Source organism: Thiomicrospira pelophila DSM 1534 (assembly GCF_000711195.1).
GTDB classification, from domain to species: Bacteria; Pseudomonadota; Gammaproteobacteria; order Thiomicrospirales; family Thiomicrospiraceae; genus Thiomicrospira; species Thiomicrospira pelophila.
Map to the genome: position 1 here is coordinate 1,991,984 of NZ_JOMR01000001.1, position 19,337 is coordinate 2,011,320.

33 protein-coding genes are annotated in these 19,337 nt (G+C 41.7%); all 33 read right to left on the minus strand.

The genetic code is table 11. The features are described from left to right. Positions 1 to 2: 2 nt before the first annotated feature. Positions 3 to 767, minus strand: a complete 765-nt coding sequence (locus N746_RS0109610; protein ID WP_245603363.1) for a tRNA threonylcarbamoyladenosine dehydratase — start codon at positions 765 to 767, stop codon at positions 3 to 5. Then, positions 730 to 1,467, minus strand: coding sequence for a TatD family hydrolase (locus N746_RS0109615; protein ID WP_081836017.1), 738 nt, complete (start codon positions 1,465 to 1,467; stop codon positions 730 to 732). The genes N746_RS0109610 and N746_RS0109615 overlap by 38 nt, the downstream gene beginning before the upstream one ends. A 45-nt stretch (positions 1,468 to 1,512) precedes the next feature. Next, positions 1,513 to 1,914: a 50S ribosomal protein L17 gene (gene rplQ, locus N746_RS0109620; protein WP_029936100.1), complete on the minus strand. Its 402-nt coding sequence runs from the start codon at positions 1,912 to 1,914 to the stop codon at positions 1,513 to 1,515. Between the two features lie 16 nt (positions 1,915 to 1,930). Beyond that, positions 1,931 to 2,920: a DNA-directed RNA polymerase subunit alpha gene (locus tag N746_RS0109625; protein WP_029936103.1), complete on the minus strand. Its 990-nt coding sequence runs from the start codon at positions 2,918 to 2,920 to the stop codon at positions 1,931 to 1,933. A 23-nt stretch (positions 2,921 to 2,943) separates the two neighbouring features. Continuing rightward, positions 2,944 to 3,564 carry a 30S ribosomal protein S4 gene (gene rpsD, locus N746_RS0109630; protein WP_029936104.1) on the minus strand — a complete coding sequence of 207 codons (621 nt, stop codon included), beginning with the start codon at positions 3,562 to 3,564 and terminating at the stop codon, positions 2,944 to 2,946. 12 nt (positions 3,565 to 3,576) lie between these two features. Further along, positions 3,577 to 3,966: a 30S ribosomal protein S11 gene (rpsK, locus tag N746_RS0109635; RefSeq protein ID WP_029936106.1), complete on the minus strand. Its 390-nt coding sequence runs from the start codon at positions 3,964 to 3,966 to the stop codon at positions 3,577 to 3,579. Between the two features lie 23 nt (positions 3,967 to 3,989). After that, positions 3,990 to 4,346: a 30S ribosomal protein S13 gene (gene rpsM / locus N746_RS0109640; protein WP_029936108.1), complete on the minus strand. Its 357-nt coding sequence runs from the start codon at positions 4,344 to 4,346 to the stop codon at positions 3,990 to 3,992. Between the two features lie 84 nt (positions 4,347 to 4,430). Then, on the minus strand, positions 4,431 to 5,759 hold the full coding sequence (gene secY, locus N746_RS0109645) for a preprotein translocase subunit SecY (RefSeq protein ID WP_029936110.1): 1,329 nt from the start codon (positions 5,757 to 5,759) through the stop codon (positions 4,431 to 4,433). A gap of 2 nt (positions 5,760 to 5,761) precedes the next feature. Then, positions 5,762 to 6,196 carry a 50S ribosomal protein L15 gene (rplO, locus tag N746_RS0109650; RefSeq protein ID WP_029936112.1) on the minus strand — a complete coding sequence of 145 codons (435 nt, stop codon included), beginning with the start codon at positions 6,194 to 6,196 and terminating at the stop codon, positions 5,762 to 5,764. Between the two features lies 1 nt (position 6,197). Further along, a complete protein-coding gene (gene rpmD / locus N746_RS0109655) occupies positions 6,198 to 6,386 on the minus strand; it encodes a 50S ribosomal protein L30 (protein WP_029936114.1) in 189 nt (62 codons plus the stop codon). Position 6,387: 1 nt separating this feature from the next. Next, positions 6,388 to 6,897, minus strand: a complete 510-nt coding sequence (rpsE, locus tag N746_RS0109660) for a 30S ribosomal protein S5 (RefSeq protein ID WP_029936116.1) — start codon at positions 6,895 to 6,897, stop codon at positions 6,388 to 6,390. 14 nt (positions 6,898 to 6,911) lie between these two features. Then, complete coding sequence (gene rplR / locus N746_RS0109665; RefSeq protein WP_029936118.1) at positions 6,912 to 7,265, minus strand: 50S ribosomal protein L18; 354 nt, start codon at positions 7,263 to 7,265, stop codon at positions 6,912 to 6,914. A gap of 14 nt (positions 7,266 to 7,279) precedes the next feature. Continuing rightward, positions 7,280 to 7,813, minus strand: a complete 534-nt coding sequence (gene rplF, locus N746_RS0109670; RefSeq protein ID WP_029936119.1) for a 50S ribosomal protein L6 — start codon at positions 7,811 to 7,813, stop codon at positions 7,280 to 7,282. A 10-nt stretch (positions 7,814 to 7,823) separates the two neighbouring features. Then, positions 7,824 to 8,219, minus strand: a complete 396-nt coding sequence (gene rpsH, locus N746_RS0109675; protein ID WP_029936121.1) for a 30S ribosomal protein S8 — start codon at positions 8,217 to 8,219, stop codon at positions 7,824 to 7,826. 9 nt (positions 8,220 to 8,228) lie between these two features. After that, complete coding sequence (rpsN, locus tag N746_RS0109680) at positions 8,229 to 8,534, minus strand: 30S ribosomal protein S14 (protein WP_029936123.1); 306 nt, start codon at positions 8,532 to 8,534, stop codon at positions 8,229 to 8,231. Between the two features lie 11 nt (positions 8,535 to 8,545). Next, positions 8,546 to 9,085, minus strand: coding sequence for a 50S ribosomal protein L5 (gene rplE, locus N746_RS0109685; protein WP_029936125.1), 540 nt, complete (start codon positions 9,083 to 9,085; stop codon positions 8,546 to 8,548). A gap of 14 nt (positions 9,086 to 9,099) precedes the next feature. Further along, positions 9,100 to 9,414, minus strand: a complete 315-nt coding sequence (rplX, locus tag N746_RS0109690) for a 50S ribosomal protein L24 (protein WP_029936127.1) — start codon at positions 9,412 to 9,414, stop codon at positions 9,100 to 9,102. Between the two features lie 11 nt (positions 9,415 to 9,425). Further along, positions 9,426 to 9,794 (minus strand): 50S ribosomal protein L14, encoded by a 369-nt coding sequence (gene rplN, locus N746_RS0109695; protein ID WP_029936129.1) that lies wholly within the window; start codon positions 9,792 to 9,794, stop codon positions 9,426 to 9,428. Positions 9,795 to 9,914: 120 nt separating this feature from the next. Further along, positions 9,915 to 10,178: a 30S ribosomal protein S17 gene (gene rpsQ, locus N746_RS0109700; RefSeq protein ID WP_029936131.1), complete on the minus strand. Its 264-nt coding sequence runs from the start codon at positions 10,176 to 10,178 to the stop codon at positions 9,915 to 9,917. 1 nt (position 10,179) lies between these two features. Further along, positions 10,180 to 10,371: a 50S ribosomal protein L29 gene (rpmC, locus tag N746_RS0109705; protein ID WP_029936134.1), complete on the minus strand. Its 192-nt coding sequence runs from the start codon at positions 10,369 to 10,371 to the stop codon at positions 10,180 to 10,182. After that, complete coding sequence (gene rplP / locus N746_RS0109710) at positions 10,372 to 10,785, minus strand: 50S ribosomal protein L16 (protein WP_029936135.1); 414 nt, start codon at positions 10,783 to 10,785, stop codon at positions 10,372 to 10,374. A 14-nt stretch (positions 10,786 to 10,799) separates the two neighbouring features. After that, a complete protein-coding gene (gene rpsC / locus N746_RS0109715) occupies positions 10,800 to 11,486 on the minus strand; it encodes a 30S ribosomal protein S3 (RefSeq protein WP_029936137.1) in 687 nt (228 codons plus the stop codon). An 11-nt stretch (positions 11,487 to 11,497) separates the two neighbouring features. After that, positions 11,498 to 11,830, minus strand: a complete 333-nt coding sequence (gene rplV / locus N746_RS0109720; RefSeq protein WP_029936139.1) for a 50S ribosomal protein L22 — start codon at positions 11,828 to 11,830, stop codon at positions 11,498 to 11,500. 12 nt (positions 11,831 to 11,842) lie between these two features. Then, positions 11,843 to 12,118, minus strand: coding sequence for a 30S ribosomal protein S19 (rpsS, locus tag N746_RS0109725; RefSeq protein ID WP_029936141.1), 276 nt, complete (start codon positions 12,116 to 12,118; stop codon positions 11,843 to 11,845). Positions 12,119 to 12,129: 11 nt separating this feature from the next. Then, positions 12,130 to 12,960 (minus strand): 50S ribosomal protein L2, encoded by an 831-nt coding sequence (gene rplB / locus N746_RS0109730; RefSeq protein WP_029936142.1) that lies wholly within the window; start codon positions 12,958 to 12,960, stop codon positions 12,130 to 12,132. 11 nt (positions 12,961 to 12,971) lie between these two features. Then, positions 12,972 to 13,268, minus strand: a complete 297-nt coding sequence (rplW, locus tag N746_RS0109735; protein WP_029936144.1) for a 50S ribosomal protein L23 — start codon at positions 13,266 to 13,268, stop codon at positions 12,972 to 12,974. After that, on the minus strand, positions 13,265 to 13,885 hold the full coding sequence (gene rplD / locus N746_RS0109740) for a 50S ribosomal protein L4 (RefSeq protein ID WP_081836018.1): 621 nt from the start codon (positions 13,883 to 13,885) through the stop codon (positions 13,265 to 13,267). Before rplD ends, rplW begins: the two co-directional genes overlap by 4 nt. Positions 13,886 to 13,895: 10 nt before the next feature. Continuing rightward, positions 13,896 to 14,531 (minus strand): 50S ribosomal protein L3, encoded by a 636-nt coding sequence (gene rplC, locus N746_RS0109745; RefSeq protein ID WP_029936147.1) that lies wholly within the window; start codon positions 14,529 to 14,531, stop codon positions 13,896 to 13,898. A gap of 54 nt (positions 14,532 to 14,585) precedes the next feature. Continuing rightward, positions 14,586 to 14,897, minus strand: a complete 312-nt coding sequence (rpsJ, locus tag N746_RS0109750; RefSeq protein WP_029936148.1) for a 30S ribosomal protein S10 — start codon at positions 14,895 to 14,897, stop codon at positions 14,586 to 14,588. Positions 14,898 to 15,005: 108 nt separating this feature from the next. Then, complete coding sequence (tuf, locus tag N746_RS0109755) at positions 15,006 to 16,196, minus strand: elongation factor Tu (RefSeq protein WP_029936150.1); 1,191 nt, start codon at positions 16,194 to 16,196, stop codon at positions 15,006 to 15,008. Between the two features lie 23 nt (positions 16,197 to 16,219). After that, the gene (fusA, locus tag N746_RS0109760) at positions 16,220 to 18,322 is read right to left on the minus strand and encodes an elongation factor G (protein ID WP_029936152.1); all 2,103 of its coding nucleotides are present in this window, start codon (positions 18,320 to 18,322) and stop codon (positions 16,220 to 16,222) included. Positions 18,323 to 18,384: 62 nt separating this feature from the next. Continuing rightward, entirely contained in the window at positions 18,385 to 18,858 is a 474-nt protein-coding gene (gene rpsG / locus N746_RS0109765) for a 30S ribosomal protein S7 (protein ID WP_029936154.1), read from the minus strand. Positions 18,859 to 18,910: 52 nt separating this feature from the next. Beyond that, positions 18,911 to 19,288, minus strand: coding sequence for a 30S ribosomal protein S12 (rpsL, locus tag N746_RS0109770; protein WP_029936156.1), 378 nt, complete (start codon positions 19,286 to 19,288; stop codon positions 18,911 to 18,913). Between the last annotated feature and the right edge of the window lie 49 nt (positions 19,289 to 19,337).

The following is a 19,337-nucleotide window of genomic DNA, read 5'->3' on the forward strand; positions in this document are numbered from 1 at the left end:
TATCAAGTTGATTGAGTTAGTTTTTGCACCACCAAGCCGGCCAGCATTAAACCAAAAATGCCTGGCATATAGCTTGCAGTACCATTGACAACTCGGCCTCTTGCACCCTCTATGGCTTCGAATGGGCCAGGTTCTTTGGGAAGTTCTGTTGAAAAAATGACTGGAACTCCCTTTTTAATACCCTGTTTTCTTAAACGCTGACGCATTACACGCGCCAAACCGCAGCCATGAGTTTGACTAATATCGGTAATTGAAATTTTAGAAGGATCAATGCGGCGTCCTGCCCCCATACTAGAAACAACGGGTACTTGTTGAATATAGGCTTGTTCAACCAGCGCGACTTTACAATTTAAGCTATCAATGGCATCTACAACAAAATCAAAACCTGAACTGACTAGGTCTGGCATGGCTTCAGGTGTTAAAAATTCAGCTATTTTATGAATCTTACAACTCGGGTTTATATCCGCCAAGCGCTCTGCCATCACATCAACTTTCAAACGTCCCACAGTTGAATCAAGCGCTACAATCTGGCGATTTTTATTTGAGGCCGACACCTTGTCATGATCAACTAGAGTAAGATTTCCTACACCGGCACGCACTAATGCCTCAGCCACAAAACCACCAACACCGCCAACACCAGCTACTAGGATATGACTGCTATTTAATCTAAGCATGCCATCATCAGTAAAAACTAATCGACTGCGCTCATAAAGTGGGTCGGATAACAAATCATAACCGTTCATATAAATTAAAACTCTCGATTGCATTCTGTGTTGTTATGGTGGATACATCAACCAAATCCATATTTTTTAAATGGCTGATCCTGGATGCGATTAAAGACAACATCCCGAGATCACCGGTTTGGCCATCTGGGTATGAAATATTAGGTGCATCCGTTTCTAAAACCAAATGTGAAATTGGTAAATTCCTGACAAGGTTGTGGTACCTCGGGGCATTATCTCTTAAGATCAAGCCATTCACACCAATTTTGATATCTAATTTAGCAAAACGTTTTGCCTGTTCTAAACTTCCAGGAAAGCTATGAATCGCACCCGATACTGGATAATGCTTAAGCAAAGCAAACATTTCATCATAAGCTTTTACTAAATGCAGCGAAACTGACAAATTATATTGGCTTGCAAATCTAAGTTGGGCTTCTAAAACCTCTAATTGCTTTTGTTTATTAGCTTTATGAGAGCTTGAAAAATCTAAACCAATTTCACCCATAATGTGAATATTATTAGACTTCATAAACTCAAATAATAGATTTAAATCTATATTAGATACCTGATCAACAAACCATGGATGAAACCCACAGGCCATAAAAACACTATTGGGGTTATTTACAGAAACAGAAAGATTTGAATGACAAGATTCTAGGTCAGTGGATACATTTATAACTGGGTATTTATAAACTTCAGAAGAGGTTTGAAGTAGATTCAGATGTGCGTGGGTATCAATTAACATGTTAAGACATAAATAAAAAGACCGACTTACGTCGGTCTTTAAAATTTAAGCTTCTTCTGATACTTCAGTAGGTGCTTGAACTTTTGCCACTGGACGATCGACCAGCTCAACAATTGCCATAGGCGCATTGTCTCCAGGGCGGTATCCGCATTTAAGAATACGAATATATCCACCTGGACGAGTCTGATAACGAACACCTAGGTCAGTGAATAGCTTACCAACAGCCGCTTTATCACGAAGACGCGAAAAAGCTAAACGACGGTTATGTACACTATCTTCCTTAGCTAAGGTGATCAATGGCTCTGCGATTGAACGCAATTCTTTAGCTTTAGCAACCGTAGTTTTAATCACTTCATGCTCAATTAATGAAGCTGACATGTTTTTAAACATGGCTTTACGGTGCGAGCTATTGCGATTTAGTTTACGACCACTCTTACGATGACGCATAATAGCTTCCTTTTACTTACGCTGACTCTTTGCTCACCAAGCTAGATGGCGGCCAGTTTTCTAATTTAGTACCTAAACTTAATCCTCTTTGCGCTAAGACGTCTTTAATCTCTTGCAAAGATTTCTTACCTAGATTTGGTGTTTTTAACAAGTGACCTTCACTACGTTGTACCAAATCACCGATATAATAGATCTGTTCAGCTTTTAAGCAGTTCGCTGAACGAACTGTTAACTCGAGATCATCAACCGGTTGTAAGAAAATAGGATCAAACTCATTTTCTTCTTCTTGAGGTGCTGAAATCTCTTGATGCTTCAAGTCAACAAAAGCATTTAGCTGGTAATGCAATACTGTTGCTGCTTGCTTAATTGCATCTTCAGGATCAAGTGTGCCATTAGTAACAACATCAAGAATCAATTTATCAAGATCTGTTCGCTGTTCAACGCGAGCATTTTCAACTTCATAACTTACTGTATGAACCGGACTAAAACTCGCATCTAACCGCAAGGAGCCAACCTGAGAAGAATTAGAGGCATCAATCTGGGCCGCAGCACGGTATCCAATGCCCTTTTCAACATTCAAGGTCATAGATAGTTCTGCACCCTCACTGATATGAGCAATAATGTGATCTGGATTACAGATTTCAACATCATGGTCAACAGAGATATCTTTCGCTCTTACAACAGCTGGACCGAATTTTTTCAGAACCAACTGTGCGCTATTTTTAGCGTTTAACTTGATTGATACTTCTTTAAGGTTAAGTAGGATTTCTAAAACGTCCTCTCTTACACCTTCAATAGTTGAGTACTCATGCAATACTCCATCTATCTGAGCTTCTACAATCGCAGCACCAGGCATAGATGATAAAAGAATACGTCTTAGAGCATTACCAAGTGTATGACCAAAACCACGTTCAAGCGGTTCTAAAGTCACACGACTATGGGTAGGACTCAATCTCTTGATGTCAACAAGACGTGGGGTCAACAACTGTTCTAACATCTCTTGCATCAGGTGTTATCTCCGTTTATAGACTACTTAGAGTAAAGCTCAACAATCAAGTTTTCTGAGATTTCTGCCGGAAGATCCGTGCGATCTGGAACAGATTTAAATGTTCCTTGGAAAGCTTTTGGATCAACCTCAACCCATGAAATCGAACCCATTTTTGAGGCCAACTCTAATGCTGATGCGATACGAGTTTGATTACGTGCTTTTTCACGAATACTAACTACATCACCAGGTGAAACTTCATACGAAGGAATATTAACCGTTCCGCCATTAACTTGTATCGACTTATGCGATACCAACTGGCGTGCTTCTGCACGAGTACTTGCAAAGCCCATACGATAGACAACATTGTCTAAACGACTTTCTAGGATCTGCAATAAGTTTACACCTGTTGAACCTTTACGACGATCCGCTTCTTTGTAATAAAGACGGAATTTCTTTTCAAGAACGCCATAAATACGTCTAACTTTCTGTTTTTCACGTAACTGAGTACCATACTCAGTTACACGCGTACGACGTGCACCGTGCTGACCAGGGACCTGATCAATCTTACACTTTGATTCAATGCTTCTTGCACCACTTTTTAAAAATAAGTCAGTGCCTTCACGACGCGCGAGCTTACATTTTGGACCAATATATCTTGCCATGAACTTATATCCTTAAACACGACGTTTTTTAGATGGACGGCATCCATTGTGAGGAATCGGAGTTACATCAGAAATCGATGTAATCTTGAAGCCTGCACTGTGCAAACCACGAACAGCTGAGTCACGACCTGGGCCAGGTCCTTTCACCATAACGTCCATATTCTTTACACCGTACTCATGAGCCATCTGGCCAGCACGCTCTGCAGCAACCTGAGCCGCAAAAGGTGTACTTTTACGAGACCCACGGAAACCACTGCCACCAGCTGTTGCCCAGCACAATGCATTACCTTGACGATCTGTAATCGTCACAATTGTATTATTGAAAGAAGCATGCACGTGCGCAACGGCATCGTTTATAACTTGCTTGACTTTCTTTTTAACACGCGTATTTGCTTTTGCCATAATTATTCTCGCAGGTTATGCGGTTATCTCTTAATAGGTTTCTTTGGACCTTTACGTGTACGCGCATTTGTTTTAGTGCGCTGACCACGTAAGGGCAAGCTACGACGATGACGAATGCCACGGTAACAACCCATATCCATTAGACGTTTGATGTTCATAGAAACATCACGTCTCAAGTCACCTTCAATTTTATATTTCGCTACTTCTACACGTAGCTTTTCTAACTGATCTTCAGTCAACTCACGAACTTTTGTTGTAGGATCAAGGTCTGCAGAAACACATAGGTTCTGAGCCGTAGTTTGTCCTACGCCATAGATCGATCTTAAGCCGATAACAATATGCTTGTTAAGCGGTAAATTTACGCCGGCAATACGAGCCATTTTGACGCTCCCCTAAAATCCGTCTAGAAAAACGAGTGATTATACTCGCCTTCTTGTTGAAATACTAGGTAAATAGTTGACTTTCTACTTACCTTTCAAATTTGCTTTTTTCATCATGCTTTCATACTGGCCTGACATCAACTGTGCTTGTATTTGTGTCATAAAATCCATAACAACAATTACAATAATCAACAACGAAGTCCCACCGAAGTAGAAAGGTACATTCCAGTATAAAATCAAGAACTCAGGCAACAAACATACCGCCGTGATATAGGCCGCACCAGCTAAGGTTAGCCGCCCCATAATGGTATCAATATACCGAGCCGTTTGGGGACCTGGACGAATACCTGGCAAAAAAGCACCTGATTTTCTCAAATTATCCGCTGTTTCTTTAGGATTGAAAACAATCGCAGTATAGAAAAAACAGAAGAAAATGATTGCCAATGCATAGAAAAACACATACAAAGGCTGTCCTGGAGCAAGCGTTGTAGCCAAATCTTTAAGCCAACCAAGATTTTCCGAAGAACCAAACCAACCACCTAAACTAGCTGGAAATAGAATGATACTAGAAGCAAAAATTGGAGGTATAACACCAGCCATATTCAGCTTTAGTGGTAAATGTCCTTCTTGGCCACCATATAACTTACGCCCACGCATACGTTGAGCATAGTGAACGGGTATTCTTCTCTGGCCTCTTTCAACAAATACAACAAATGCCGTTACAGCTGCAACCAATAAAAGCAGAACAACCACAGTCAAAGCATGCAAAGCACCGGTGTGAACCTGCTCTAGAGTTCCACCTAATGCTGAGGGTAAACCTGCTACGATACCAGCAAAGATAATCAACGAAATGCCGTTACCTATACCACGCTCGGTAATTTGTTCACCAAGCCACATCAGGAATATTGTTCCACTTACTAGTGTTACGACAGCCGTGAGCATAAACATTGGGCCTGGGTTTACAACAACAGGCATACCGTTAATGTTTTGAGCTTGCAATGCTATAGAAACACCAATTGCTTGGAAGGTCGCCAAAACCACCGTACCCATTCGAGTATACTGTGTGATTTTACGACGACCCTGCTCCCCTTCTTTCTTCAGCTGTTCTAGTGTTGGAGAAACAACCGTTAAGAGCTGCATAATAATTGCCGCTGAGATATAAGGCATTATACCTAACGCGAAAATTGACAAACGCTCTAATGCACCACCAGAAAACATGTTAAACATGTCTAAGATAGTACCCTTTTGTTGCTCAAACATTGCAGCCAGTGCAACTGGATCAATTGAAGGAACAGGTACATGTGTACCGAAACGGAACACAATTAACGCACCTAGAACAAACAATAAACGTGACTTTAAGTCACCCCAGCCTTTAGAAGCACCACCTGCTTGACTTAAAGAAGGATTATTCATATTTACTCTTCAACACTTCCACCAGCAGAAAGAATAGCGGCTTTAGCGCCAGCCGTTACTTTAATACCAGAAAGTTTTACTGATTTAGTTAGTTCACCAGAATTGATAACCTTAACATTTTTAATCTTTTCATTGATTAAGCTGCAAGCTTTCAAAGTAGCTAAATCAATCACATCTGAATCCAGATGATTTAACGCATCTAAACGAATTTCAGTTGAATATTTAGCTTTTAAAGAGGTAAAACCAACTTTAGGCAATCTGCGTTGGATAGGCATCTGACCGCCTTCAAAACCAACTTTATGAAAACCACCTGAGCGAGACTTCTGGCCCTTATGACCACGCCCACCCATTTTACCTAGACCTGAACCTTGTCCACGACCTACGCGTCTTCTTTCTTTTTTTGAGCCCTCTGCAGGCGCTAATGTATTTAAAAACATTTTACGCTTCCTCAACTTTTAGCAGATACGACACTTTATTGATCATACCGCGATTTTCGGGTGTATCAATAACGGAAACCGTATGGTGCATTCTTCGTAAACCTAGCCCAGCTACGCAAGCTTTATGAGCTGGTAAACGACCTATTGTACTTTTGACAAGGGTAACTTTAACAAGTTTCTTAGCAGCCATATTATTCACCCGTAATATCTTTTAAGTTTTTACCACGCTTAGCAGCAATAAAATCAGGTGTATGCATTGAGGTTAATGCGTTAACAGTTGCACGTACAACGTTCACTGGTCTAGTTGTACCAATACATTTAGCCAATACATTCTTAACACCAGCTGCTTCTAACACAGCACGCATTGAACCACCTGCAATAACACCAGTACCTTCTGAAGCCGGCAACATAACAATTTTTGCAGCACCTTGTTCAAAACTGATCGGGTACTCAAGTGTACCTGATTTCAAGTGTACATCTCTCATGTTGCGACGAGCTTGTTCCATTGCTTTTTTGATTGCAACTGGAACTTCACTGGCTTTACCACTACCAAAACCAATGCGGCCGTCACCATCACCTACTACAGTAAGTGCTGAGAAAGAAAATACACGTCCACCCTTTACAACTTTTGCAACTCGGCGAACAGAAACCAATTTCTCAATGTATCCGTCCTGACCATCTTGTAATTCTTGTGAAGACATATAATACCCTTATCTTAAAACTCTAGTCCGTTCGCACGTGCGGCATCAGCCAACACTTGAACGCGCCCGTGGTATTTAAAACCTGAACGGTCAAAAGCAACTTTAGTTACACCGGCTGTTTTTGCTTTTTCAGCAATCACTTTACCTACTAACTCGGCTGCTTCTTTATTACCACTGAACTTTACTTTACTTTTTACATCCGCCTGAACCGTTGAACTAGTAGCAAGTACTGTTGATCCGTCTGCAGAAATCAACTGGACATAAATATGCTTAGGTGTACGGTTAACGCATAAACGAGGCATATTTAATTCACTAATTTTCGCACGTGTCTTTTTGGCTCTACGGAGTCTAGCTTGTTTGCTATCCATATCTACTCCCAACCTTATTTCTTCTTAGCTTCTTTTCGCAGAATTCTTTCATCTGCATATTTAATACCTTTACCTTTGTAAGGTTCAGGCGGACGATAACCGCGAACTTCAGCTGCGACTTGACCAACGGCCTGCTTATCAGCACCCTTAATCACAATTTCAGTTTGGCTAGGTGTTTCAGCTGTTACACCAGCAGGAAGCTGATGGTTAACTGGGTGAGAAAAACCTAAAGTTAGGTTTATAACATTACCTTGCACCTGTGCACGATAACCAACACCCACTAACTGCAATCTCTTTTCAAAACCTTGACTTACACCAGTAACCATATTGTTAATTACTGAACGTGCAGTACCAGCCTGCGCCCATCCGTCAACCACACCAGCTTTTGGCGAAAAACTAACCACGCCATCAGCCTGGTCAACAACAACCGCTGAATTCAATTGAAAACTTAGTGACCCGTTTGAACCTTTTACAGTAACTTCTGAACCTTTAATATTCAGTTCCACACCTTTTGGAAGGGTGATCGGAGACTTTGCGACTCTAGACATACATTCTCTCCTAAGCTACATAGCAAATAATCTCACCGCCAACACCTTGCTTGCGTGCATCGCGATCAGACATAATGCCTTTTGAGGTTGAAACTACAGCCACACCTAGGCCACCAATGACTTTTGGCAGTTCATCTTTATTTTTGTAAACACGTAAACCTGGACGGCTCACACGCTTTAGCAATTCGATGACAGGCTTCCCTTGATAATATTTCAAATCAACCGATAAAATTGACTTACCGTCAGTATTTTTAACGTCAAATGAAGACACATACCCTTCATCTGTTAACAGTTGTGCTAAAGATGCCTTCAACTTTGAAGAAGGCATTGATACTTTTGCATGACCTGCTAATTGGCCGTTACGAATACGCGTTAGCATATCGGCGATTGGATCAGACATACTCATAATTAAATCCTACCAACTTGCTTTTCTTAAACCAGGAACATCGCCCTGCATTGCATATAAACGAAGCATGTTACGTGATAAACCAAATTTTCTATAAACACCATGTGGTCTACCGGTAATTTTGCAACGACGCTGTTGTCTTACTGGCGATGCATTTCTTGGAAGCTTCGCTAGTTTATCCATAGCTTCCATACGCTCATCATATGAAAGCGACATATCTACAGATGTTTTTTTGAGTAACGCACGCTTTTCAGCATACTTCGCAACCATTTGCTCTCGCTTGGTTTCGCGCTCTCTCATTGAAGTTTTAGCCATGAGAAACCTCTCTATTTCTTAAACGGAAAATTAAAGGCTTCCAATAAAGCCTTAGCTTCTGCATCGGTGCCCGCAGTAGTTGCGATATTGATATCCATACCACGCATCATATCGACCTTTTCGAACTCGATCTCAGGGAAAATAATCTGCTCTTTAACACCAAGCGTGTAGTTACCACGACCATCAAATGCCTTTGGATTTACACCACGGAAGTCTCTTACACGCGGCAAAGCAATATTGATTAGACGATCAAGGAACTCATACATTTTTTCACCACGCAAAGTGACCTTACAACCAATAGGCCAACCTTGACGAACCTTGAAACCTGCCACAGATTTACGAGCTAAAGTCTTTACTGGCTTCTGACCTGCGATCAGCTCCATATCAGACAGCGCATTATCTAAAACCTTCTTATCCGCTAACGCTGCACCGACACCCATATTAATAGTAATTTTTATTACTTTAGGTGCTTGCATAACAGACTTGTAACCAAACTGTTCAACCAGCTTGCTTACAACCTGATCCTTATAAACTTGTTTTAATCTTGCCATCTCTCTAACCTAATTTAAGCATTAACTGCTTTATCTGTAGACTTGAAGTAACGCACCTTAATATCGTTCTCGATACGGTAACCAATGCGATCAGCCTTTTGGGTTTCTGGGTTAAAAAGTGCCACATTTGAAACATGGATAGGCATCTCTTTAGTAACGATCCCACCCTGGGCACCTGTCATAGGGTTTGACTTGGTATGTTTCTTTACCAAATTAACACCATCCACCAGCACACGGGAGTCATCGATCAACTTAGAAACCGTACCTTTTTTACCCTTATCTTTGCCTGCAATGATGATAACTTCATCACCTTTCTTTAAACGATTCACAACTAATCTCCTTATAAGACTTCAGGAGCCAAAGAAACTATTTTCATAAACTTTTCGTTACGAAGTTCTCTAGTAACTGGTCCAAAGATACGTGTTCCAATTGGTTCTTTTTTATTATTAAGAATCACAGCTGCGTTATCATCGAACTTAATCAAAGAGCCATCTTGACGTCTTACACCCTTAGCTGTTCTAACAACTACGGCATCATAAACATCACCCTTCTTAACCTTACCACGAGGCGCTGCTTCTTTTACAGATACCTTAATAATGTCACCAACACTTGCGTAGCGGCGCTTTGAGCCGCCCAAAACTTTGATGCACTGCACACGCTTAGCACCACTGTTATCAGCGACCTCAAGTATTGTTTGCATTTGAATCATAGCGGTACTCCATTTGCTATAAAACCGCGAAAAAAATAATCTTAACACAAAAACCGCTGAATGACTAGTTCCAATTGGCTTGGTCATTCCAGCGGTAGAAAATCTAATCTAAAATTAATTTTAGATTTTTGCTTTCTCTTCAACCTTGACTAATGTCCAGGATTTGCGTTTTGATAACGGACGGCATTCCATAATAGTAACTCTGTCTCCAACACTACAAACATTATCGGCATCATGTGCCATAATTTTTGTAGATTTTTTGACATATTTCTTATATTTAGGATGCTTAATATATCTTTCAGTCAGCACAACAATAGAACAATCCATTCCATTACTGGAAACTACTCCAGAAAGTGTGCGGGCTTTAGTATTTTCTACTGACATTTCACTTACTCACTTTTTCACGCATGATGGTTTTAACTCTCGCAATCGAACGTCTTACAGACTTTAATTTAGAAGAGTTGGCCAACTGACCAGTAGCATGCTGCATTCTTAAGTTAAACTGTTCTTTAAGGAGCGACATTAATTCTTCATTAAGTTGCTCTGCTGTTTTTTCTCTTAATTCTTGTGCAGACATTTACATCACCGTTCTTGTTACAAACTGAGTTTTAAAAGGCAGCTTTGCAGCAGCTAAGCTAAAAGCTTCGCGTGCTAATACTTCATTTACACCCTGAACTTCGTATAATACTCGGCCTGGCTGAATCTGGGCAACCCAATATTCAACACTACCTTTACCTTTACCCATACGAACTTCTAGTGGCTTACTTGTAATTGGCTTATCTGGAAAAACTCGAATCCAAATTTTACCGCCTCTCTTAATATGACGAGTCATCGCACGACGTGCAGATTCGATTTGGCGTGAAGTCAGTCTACCGCGCTCAGTAGCTTTTAGACCGAATTCACCAAAGCTTACTTTACTTCCACTTTGTGCCAAACCACGATTACGTCCCTTTTGAACTTTTCTGAATTTGGTACGCTTAGGCATTAACATGGTTACAAATCCTTTTATTTACGGCTTTTCTTGGCTTTCGGTTGCTTTTGACTATCCCCAGCAAGTGACATTTTGCCAAGTTTTTCACCATGGAAAATCCAGACTTTAACGCCTATTTTCCCATAAGTGGTGTCAGCCTCGAATATTGAATAATCAATATCTGCACGGAACGTATGTAAAGGTACACGACCTTCACGATACCATTCGGTACGAGCAATCTCAGCACCGTTTAAACGTCCTGCAAGAGCAACCTTAATACCCTGAGCACCCAAACGCATAGCATTACCAACGGCACGTTTCATTGCGCGACGGAATTGAATACGTTTTTCAAGTTGTTGTGCAATACTTTCCGCAACTAACTTTGAGTCTAACTCAGGCTTCTTAATTTCCTCAATGTTGATATTGACTGGTAAACCAGTTTTTTTCATCAAAGATGCTTTAAGTTTTTCGATGTCTTCGCCTTTTTTGCCGATAACAACACCTGGTCTTGCGGTATGAATAGTTACACGAATACCATTTGCTACACGCTCAATATGAATTTTACTAACTGAAGCATGCTTCAATTGCTCATTTAATTCTTTACGTATCTCAATATCGCTCACTAAAAAATCAGAATAGTTTTTACTATCCGCATACCAGCGAGCATTCCAATCTTTAGTAATACCAAGACGGATACCGATAGGATGTACTTTTTGACCCATTCTGGCTCTCCTTATTTTTCGCTTACAGTAACGGTTATGTGACTCATTCGCTTAATAATGCGATTTCCACGGCCTTTTGCACGCGCACGCATGCGCTTCATTAATGGGCCCTCATCAACATACACTGCTGTTACTTTAAGCTCATCGACATCGGCACCTTCGTTATTTTCTGCATTTGCAATCGCAGAATTTAACACTTTCTTCATCAAATCTGCTGCTTTCTTACCACTAAAGCTAAGAATATTAACAGCTGACTCCACATCCTTTCCTCTGATAAGATCAGCAACTAAGCGAGCTTTCTGAGGAGAGATGCGAGCGAATTTATGTGTTGCACTTACTTGCATTTTATTCTCCTATTAGCGCTTAGCTTTCTTATCAGCTACATGACCACGATAAGTACGAGTCATTGAAAACTCGCCTAACTTATGACCAACCATATTTTCAGAAACAAATACTGGGATATGTTCTTTACCATTGTGCACCGCAATTGTTAAACCAATCATATCAGGAAGAATCATTGATCTTCTTGACCAGGTTTTAATCGGACGCTTGTTACCAGATTCTTGTGCCTCAATCACTTTTTTTGCCAAGTGATGATCTACAAAAGGTCCTTTTTTAACTGAACGTGGCATTATGTCCTTCCTTATTTACTATTTCTACGACGTACAATCATATTGTTTGTACGCTTGTTGCTTCTAGTCTTCTTCCCTTTGGTCGGCACACCCCATGGTGTTACAGGATGGCGACCACCTGAAGTACGACCCTCACCGCCACCATGTGGATGGTCAACCGGGTTCATAGCAACACCACGGACAGTTGGACGAACACCACGCCATCTTTTAGCACCAGCTTTACCAAGTTTGCGCAAGCTGTGTTCAGCATTACCAACTTCACCAACCGTCGCTCTACATTCAATATGTATTTTACGCATTTCACCAGAACGAAGCTTAACGAGTACGTAAGAGCCTTCTTTACCGGCTATCTGTGCATAAGCACCTGCACTACGAGCAATCTGTGCTCCTTTTCCAGGACGCAATTCAACACCGTGAACAACCGTACCTACTGGAATATTTCTCAAGGGCAACGCATTACCGGCCTTGATAGATACTCCAGCACCTGATTCAACTGTATCACCAGCCTGTAGACTCTTAGGAGCTAAGATATAAGCACGCTCACCATCAGCATAACGGATTAACGCAATATTAGCTGTACGGTTTGGATCATATTCAAGACGCTCTACGGTTGCTGGGATGCCATCTTTAGTACGCTTAAAATCAACCAAACGATAGTGACGTTTATGACCACCACCGTGATGGCGAACTGTGATACGTCCAGTGTTATTACGACCACCTTTTCTAGACTTTTTTTCTAATAGTGGCGCATAGGGCTCACCTTTATGCAAGGTTGGCTCAACAATACGAACTACAAAACGCTGTCCAGGAGAAGTTGGTTTTGATTTTTTAATAATCGCCATGTTCTAACTCCTTATTCGCCAGATACAAAGTCAAGTTCTTGACCTTCAGTTAATCTAACAATTGCTCTACGTGAACCATTTCTTGTTCCAGTACGCCCTTTAAACATTTTGCGCTTACCTTTTTGGTTAAGCACATTGACTGATTCAACTTTCACATTAAATAAGCTTTCTACTGCAAGCTTAACTTCAACTTTTGTTGCATCAGGAGCAACTCTAAAGACGTACTGAGAGGCTTTTTCAGCCATCATGGCACTTTTTTCAGAAACATGTGGAGCTAATAAAACTTTTAATAAACGCTCGTTACTCATGCGAACTTCTCCTCTAACTGCTTAATAGCACCTTGAGTCATAATCACACTCTTGAAACCTACTAAGCTTAATGGATCAACTGAAGCAGCATCACATACATCAGCGTGATATATGTTACGAGCCGACAGGTACAAATACTCATCAAAAGCTTCGGTAACAACTAATACATCAGTTACGCCAAGTGATTGTAATTTTGCCTTAAAATCGCGAGTCTTCGGAGCATCGATTTTAAAATCATCGACGACAACCAATCTGCCCGTGCGGTTAAGTTCAGACAAAATTGAACGCATCGCCCCGCGATACATTTTTTTATTTACTTTTTGTGAGAAGTCACGGTTATGACCAGGAAATGCTCGGCCACCACCAACCCAAATCGGGCTCCGAATGGTACCGGCACGCGCACGGCCAGTACCTTTCTGACGCCATGGTTTAATACCACCGCCGCGTACTTCTGCACGTGTTTTCTGTGATTTAGTACCAGAGCGTGCACCAGCCATGTAAGAAACTACTACCTGGTGAACTAAAGATTCATTAAAATCCACGCCAAACACTTCTGCTGAAACGCCGACTTTACCAGCCTCTTTGCCCGTGGCCAATTCGATCATTTTTAATTCCATTGCGCCCACCTTACTTAATTGCTTTACGTACAAGAACCGTGCTGCCTTTAGCACCAGGGACTGCACCCTTAATAAGCAACAATCCGTTCTCAACATCAACACGAACCAAATCAAGATTCAAGGTAGTTTGACGCACATCACCCATGTGACCTGCCATTTTTTTACCCTTAAATACACGACCTGGAGTCTGGTTCTGACCAATAGAACCTAGTACTCGGTGAGACAATGAGTTACCGTGTGTAGCGTCTTGAGTTCTGAAGTTATGTCTCTTAACACCACCCTGAAAACCCTTACCTTTTGTCGTACCTACCACATCAACTACTGCAACGTCAGCAAACTTCTCAACTGTGATTTCTGAACCTACTTCAAAAGAAGAAAGCTCTTCAGCCGATAAGCGAAATTCCCACAACCCTTCACCAGCTTCAACACCCGCTTTAGCGAAGTGTCCAGCTTTTGGCTTATTAATACGGCCTGCGTGCTTTGTACCTGCTGTAACCTGAACTGCAGAATAACCTTCACCTTCTACAGTTTTGATCTGCGTAACACGATTTGGTGCGACTTCTACTACAGTCACAGGAATAGATACACCTTCGTCATTGAAGATGCGTGTCATCCCTATTTTTTTCCCAACGACACCAATATTCATTTTGCTACCTCTTATTATTGAAATCAGCCATTACGATTGATGGCTTACATTTGCTTAACGCAATTCCAACTGAACATCAACACCCGCAGCCAAATCAAGCTTCATCAACGCATCAACCGTTTTATCGGTAGGATCAACAATATCCAGCATACGCTTGTGCGTACGAAGCTCATACTGATCACGCGCATCCTTGTTTACGTGCGGAGATACCAAGATTGTAAAACGCTCTTTACGTGTTGGCAGCGGAATAGGACCGCGTACTTGCGCCCCAGTTCTTTTAGCTGTTTCCGTAATCTCTTTTGCAGATTGATCAATCAAACGATGATCAAAAGCTTTTAAGCGAATACGTATATTTTGTGTTGCCATAGACCACTTCTCGCTATATATAAAAAATAAAAGCAGCAGACTACACGAGCCCACTGCTAATTAAGGTTGCGAATTTTACTTCAATCTTAATTAATAATCAAGCTTTGATTATTTCAAGATCTTAGAAACCACACCCGCACCAACTGTACGACCACCTTCACGGATAGCGAAACGTAAACCTTCGTCCATCGCGATTGGGTTGATCAAAGTGATTGTCATCTGGATGTTGTCACCTGGCATAACCATTTCTACACCTGATGGTAGTTCACATGCACCAGTAATATCCGTTGTACGGAAGTAGAACTGTGGACGGTAACCATTGAAGAATGGAGTATGACGACCACCTTCTTCTTTTGATAACACATACACTTCACCTTCGAACTGGGTGTGTGGTGTGATTTTGCCTGGGTGACTTAGTACTTGACCACGTTCTACGTCTTCACGCTTGGTACCACGTAGCAATACACCTACGTTGTCACCGGCTTCACCTTGGTCTAGCAACTTACGGAACATTTCAACACCGGTAACCGTGGTTTTTTGTGTATCACGAATACCAACGATTTCGATTTCTTCACCTACTTTTACAATACCTGTTTCAACACGACCGGTTACAACCGTACCACGACCCTGGATAGAGAATACGTCTTCTACCGGCATTAGGAATGGCTTATCTGTGTCACGCTGTGGTGTAGGGATGTATTCATCTAAGGCCGCTACTAGTTTTTCGATCGCTGGCTCACCAATTTCTGATGTGTCGCCTTCGATTGCTTTTAGGGCTGAACCTTTGATTACTGGTGTGTCATCACCTGGGAAGTCGTAGTCTGATAGAAGTTCACGAACTTCCATTTCTACTAGTTCCATCAATTCTTCGTCATCTACCATATCCGCTTTGTTTAGGAACACAACGATGTACGGCACACCTACTTGACGTGATAACAAGATGTGCTCACGTGTTTGTGGCATGGGGCCGTCAGCGGCTGAACATACTAGAATCGCGCCATCCATCTGAGCCGCACCTGTGATCATGTTTTTTACATAGTCGGCGTGACCTGGGCAATCTACGTGTGCGTAGTGACGTGTTTCTGATTCATATTCAACGTGCGCTGTTGAGATGGTGATACCACGTGCTTTTTCTTCTGGCGCGTTATCGATCTGGTCGTAAGCGCGTGACTCACCACCAAATTTCTTACCTTGCACAATGGTTAGCGCCGCTGTCAATGTAGTTTTACCATGGTCAACGTGACCAATCGTGCCTACGTTTACATGTGGCTTGTTACGTTCAAACTTAGCTTTTGCCATTTTAAAAACCCTCTAAATTAAAATTAAGAACCTTTTTTCGCTTTTGCGATAATTTCTTCTTGGACAGATGATGGTGCATCTGCATACTTTTTGAATGTCATGCTATAGCTAGCACGCCCCTGAGTTAGTGAACGTACATTTGTCGCATAACCAAACATTTCTGACAAAGGTACTTCTGCTTTAAGTTGTTTGCCAGTAGGGATATCTTCCATACCCTGAATCATACCGCGGCGTCTGTTAAGGTCGCCCATAACATCACCCATATACTCTTCAGGCGTTACAACCTCGACAGCCATAATCGGTTCTAAAATGACAGGCTTAGCACTTTGCACACCATTTTTTACACCCATTGATGATGCGACCTTAAAGGCCATTTCATTAGAGTCAACATCATGATAAGAACCATCGAACACGGTTACCTTAACGTCAACAACAGGGTAACCGGCAATAACACCATTTTCCAACTGTTCCTGAGCACCTTTTTCAACAGCACCAATATACTCTCTAGGTACAGCTCCACCAACAACTTCATTAACAAAGGTAAAGCCTGTACCTGGCTCTTGAGGCTCTATACGCAATACAACATGACCGTATTGACCACGACCACCTGACTGACGTACAAACTTTCCTTCAGCCTCAACTGACTGCTTAATAGTCTCACGATAAGACACCTGTGGAGCACCAACGTTAGCTTCAACATTGAACTCACGCTTCATGCGATCAACAATGATATCTAGATGCAACTCACCCATACCGGAAATAATGGTTTGCCCTGTTTCTTCATCAGTACGAACACGGAATGAAGGATCTTCTGCAGCCAGTTTCTGCAAAGCAATACCCATTTTCTCTTGGTCAGCTTTTGTTTTAGGTTCTACAGCGATCGAAATTACGGGCTCAGGAAACTCCATGCGTTCGAGTGTGATCTTGTTTTCCAAGTCGCAAATCGTATCGCCTGTTGTTACATCTTTAAGACCAACAACACAACCGATATCACCAGCACGGAATTCTTTTACTTCTTCACGTGAGTTCGCATGCATTTTAATTAAACGACCAGCACGTTCCTTTTTACCCTTAACAGGGTTAAACACAGAACTACCAGCATCAAGCACCCCAGAATAAACACGAACAAATGTAAGCGTACCCACAAATGGATCCGTCATAATCTTAAACGCAAGAGCTGCGAAAGGCTCATCATCCGAAGACTTACGAGTGGCTGGTGTTTCATCTTCTAAAACACCTTCAATCGCAGGAACATCCATCGGTGAAGGGAAATACTCAATTACCGCATCTAGCAGCGCCTGAACACCCATATTTTTGAAGCTTGAGCCACAAAACATTGGGATAATTTCATTATTGATACAACGCATGCGAATGCCTTGCTTAACTTGTTCTTCGGATAATTCACCACCATTTAGATAGGTATCCATAAACTCATCATTCGCTTCAGCAGCCGACTCAACCAACTCATCATGATACTGCTGACACTCATCAAGCATTTCAGCTGGAATATCCTCATAGGTAAATGTCATACCCTGTGATTCTTTATCCCAGTAAATTGCCTTCATCTTAACAAGGTCAACAACACCTACAAAAGCATCTTCCGCACCGATAGGCAATTGCATTGGTACCGGGGTTGCGCCAAGACGTGTTTTAACCTGTTCTACTACACGTAAAAAGTTAGCACCAGCACGGTCCATTTTATTAACGTAACCCATTCTTGGTACGCCATACTTATCAGCTTGGCGCCATACAGTCTCAGACTGAGGCTCAACACCACCCACTGAACAGAACGCCGTAACGGCACCATCCAATACACGAAGCGAACGTTCTACTTCGATAGTGAAGTCAACGTGACCTGGGGTATCAATAATGTTAATTTGATGCTCAGGGAATTGCTTAGCCATACCCAACCAAGTACAAGTGGTCGCAGCTGAAGTAATGGTAATACCACGCTCCTGCTCCTGCTCCATCCAGTCCATGGTTGCGCCGCCATCATGCACTTCGCCAATTTTGTGTGAACGTCCTGTATAAAACAAAATACGCTCTGTAGTTGTTGTTTTACCAGCATCGATGTGCGCCATAATACCGATATTACGGTAGCGCTCTAAAGGGGTTTTACGTGCCACTTTACTAACCTTTTACTTTGATGTGTTGAAACGATAAAGGCCCCAAAGGGCCTTGTCAGATACTACCAACGGAAATGCGAGAATGCCTTATTGGCTTCTGCCATTCTATGTGTATCTTCTTTCTTCTTGATTGCAGAACCGCGATTATCAAGGGCATCATTAAGTTCACCCGCTAAGCGAAGCATCATACCTTTCTCGCTACGCTTACGTGCCGCTTCAACAATCCAACGCATCGATAGCGCCACCTTTCTTTCTGGACGAACTTCAACCGGTACCTGGTAAGTTGCACCACCAACACGGCGTGACTTTACTTCAACCAAAGGACCTACATTTTCAAGAGCTTCTCTTAACAATAAAGCATGCTCACCACCTTTACGACGCTCAACTACTTTATCTAAAGCATCATAAACGATTTTTTCAGCTACTGCTTTTTTACCACTAACCATAATCATGTTAACAAACTTTGTTAACGTCACATCACCAAACTTAGGATCTGGTAATACCAATCTTTTTGGTATCTCTCTTCTTCTTGCCATTCTTACTTCTTCCGGTTTAGGAAATAAAATTTGCTAACGTATGTAAAAGGTCTTATTTACCTTTTGGACGTTTAGCACCGTACTTAGAACGACCTTGTTTACGCTCATTTACGCCAGAACAATCTAATGCACCGCGAACTGTATGATAACGTACACCAGGCAAATCCTTAACACGCCCACCACGAATCAAAATTACCGAGTGTTCCTGCAAGTTATGACCTTCACCACCAATATAGGTTGAAACTTCAAAACCATTAGTTAAACGAACACGAGCAACTTTACGCAAGGCTGAGTTAGGCTTTTTAGGGGTTGTTGTGTATACGCGCGTACAAACACCGCGACGCTGTGGACAAGATTCCAAAGCTGGTACGGCTGATTTTTTAATTTTGTCTTTACGCGGCTTACGAACCAACTGGTTTATTGTAGCCATTAAAACTTTCTCCAAAATTTGAGTTTTAACTCATTCACCTAAAATACAT

What these genes read in the sequence shown, in the direction of transcription:
- N746_RS0109610 (WP_245603363.1), bottom strand. Translation starts at nt 767, where the DNA reads ATGCAATCGAGAGTTTTAATTTATATGAACGGTTATGATTTGTTATCC.
- N746_RS0109615 (WP_081836017.1), bottom strand. Translation starts at nt 1,467, where the DNA reads ATGTTAATTGATACCCACGCACATCTGAATCTACTTCAAACCTCTTCT.
- rplQ (WP_029936100.1), bottom strand. Translation starts at nt 1,914, where the DNA reads ATGCGTCATCGTAAGAGTGGTCGTAAACTAAATCGCAATAGCTCGCAC.
- N746_RS0109625 (WP_029936103.1), bottom strand. Translation starts at nt 2,920, where the DNA reads ATGCAAGAGATGTTAGAACAGTTGTTGACCCCACGTCTTGTTGACATC.
- rpsD (WP_029936104.1), bottom strand. Translation starts at nt 3,564, where the DNA reads ATGGCAAGATATATTGGTCCAAAATGTAAGCTCGCGCGTCGTGAAGGC.
- rpsK (WP_029936106.1), bottom strand. Translation starts at nt 3,966, where the DNA reads ATGGCAAAAGCAAATACGCGTGTTAAAAAGAAAGTCAAGCAAGTTATA.
- rpsM (WP_029936108.1), bottom strand. Translation starts at nt 4,346, where the DNA reads ATGGCTCGTATTGCCGGCGTAAATTTACCGCTTAACAAGCATATTGTT.
- secY (WP_029936110.1), bottom strand. Translation starts at nt 5,759, where the DNA reads ATGAATAATCCTTCTTTAAGTCAAGCAGGTGGTGCTTCTAAAGGCTGG.
- rplO (WP_029936112.1), bottom strand. Translation starts at nt 6,196, where the DNA reads ATGTTTTTAAATACATTAGCGCCTGCAGAGGGCTCAAAAAAAGAAAGA.
- rpmD (WP_029936114.1), bottom strand. Translation starts at nt 6,386, where the DNA reads ATGGCTGCTAAGAAACTTGTTAAAGTTACCCTTGTCAAAAGTACAATA.
- rpsE (WP_029936116.1), bottom strand. Translation starts at nt 6,897, where the DNA reads ATGTCTTCACAAGAATTACAAGATGGTCAGGACGGATACATTGAGAAA.
- rplR (WP_029936118.1), bottom strand. Translation starts at nt 7,265, where the DNA reads ATGGATAGCAAACAAGCTAGACTCCGTAGAGCCAAAAAGACACGTGCG.
- rplF (WP_029936119.1), bottom strand. Translation starts at nt 7,813, where the DNA reads ATGTCTAGAGTCGCAAAGTCTCCGATCACCCTTCCAAAAGGTGTGGAA.
- rpsH (WP_029936121.1), bottom strand. Translation starts at nt 8,219, where the DNA reads ATGAGTATGTCTGATCCAATCGCCGATATGCTAACGCGTATTCGTAAC.
- rpsN (WP_029936123.1), bottom strand. Translation starts at nt 8,534, where the DNA reads ATGGCTAAAACTTCAATGAGAGAGCGCGAAACCAAGCGAGAGCAAATG.
- rplE (WP_029936125.1), bottom strand. Translation starts at nt 9,085, where the DNA reads ATGGCAAGATTAAAACAAGTTTATAAGGATCAGGTTGTAAGCAAGCTG.
- rplN (WP_029936129.1), bottom strand. Translation starts at nt 9,794, where the DNA reads ATGATTCAAATGCAAACAATACTTGAGGTCGCTGATAACAGTGGTGCT.
- rpsQ (WP_029936131.1), bottom strand. Translation starts at nt 10,178, where the DNA reads ATGTCAGTAGAAAATACTAAAGCCCGCACACTTTCTGGAGTAGTTTCC.
- rpmC (WP_029936134.1), bottom strand. Translation starts at nt 10,371, where the DNA reads ATGTCTGCACAAGAATTAAGAGAAAAAACAGCAGAGCAACTTAATGAA.
- rplP (WP_029936135.1), bottom strand. Translation starts at nt 10,785, where the DNA reads ATGTTAATGCCTAAGCGTACCAAATTCAGAAAAGTTCAAAAGGGACGT.
- rpsC (WP_029936137.1), bottom strand. Translation starts at nt 11,486, where the DNA reads ATGGGTCAAAAAGTACATCCTATCGGTATCCGTCTTGGTATTACTAAA.
- rplV (WP_029936139.1), bottom strand. Translation starts at nt 11,830, where the DNA reads ATGCAAGTAAGTGCAACACATAAATTCGCTCGCATCTCTCCTCAGAAA.
- rpsS (WP_029936141.1), bottom strand. Translation starts at nt 12,118, where the DNA reads ATGCCACGTTCAGTTAAAAAAGGACCTTTTGTAGATCATCACTTGGCA.
- rplB (WP_029936142.1), bottom strand. Translation starts at nt 12,960, where the DNA reads ATGGCGATTATTAAAAAATCAAAACCAACTTCTCCTGGACAGCGTTTT.
- rplW (WP_029936144.1), bottom strand. Translation starts at nt 13,268, where the DNA reads ATGAGTAACGAGCGTTTATTAAAAGTTTTATTAGCTCCACATGTTTCT.
- rplD (WP_081836018.1), bottom strand. Translation starts at nt 13,885, where the DNA reads ATGGAATTAAAAATGATCGAATTGGCCACGGGCAAAGAGGCTGGTAAA.
- rplC (WP_029936147.1), bottom strand. Translation starts at nt 14,531, where the DNA reads ATGAATATTGGTGTCGTTGGGAAAAAAATAGGGATGACACGCATCTTC.
- rpsJ (WP_029936148.1), bottom strand. Translation starts at nt 14,897, where the DNA reads ATGGCAACACAAAATATACGTATTCGCTTAAAAGCTTTTGATCATCGT.
- tuf (WP_029936150.1), bottom strand. Translation starts at nt 16,196, where the DNA reads ATGGCAAAAGCTAAGTTTGAACGTAACAAGCCACATGTAAACGTAGGC.
- rpsG (WP_029936154.1), bottom strand. Translation starts at nt 18,858, where the DNA reads ATGGCAAGAAGAAGAGAGATACCAAAAAGATTGGTATTACCAGATCCT.
- rpsL (WP_029936156.1), bottom strand. Translation starts at nt 19,288, where the DNA reads ATGGCTACAATAAACCAGTTGGTTCGTAAGCCGCGTAAAGACAAAATT.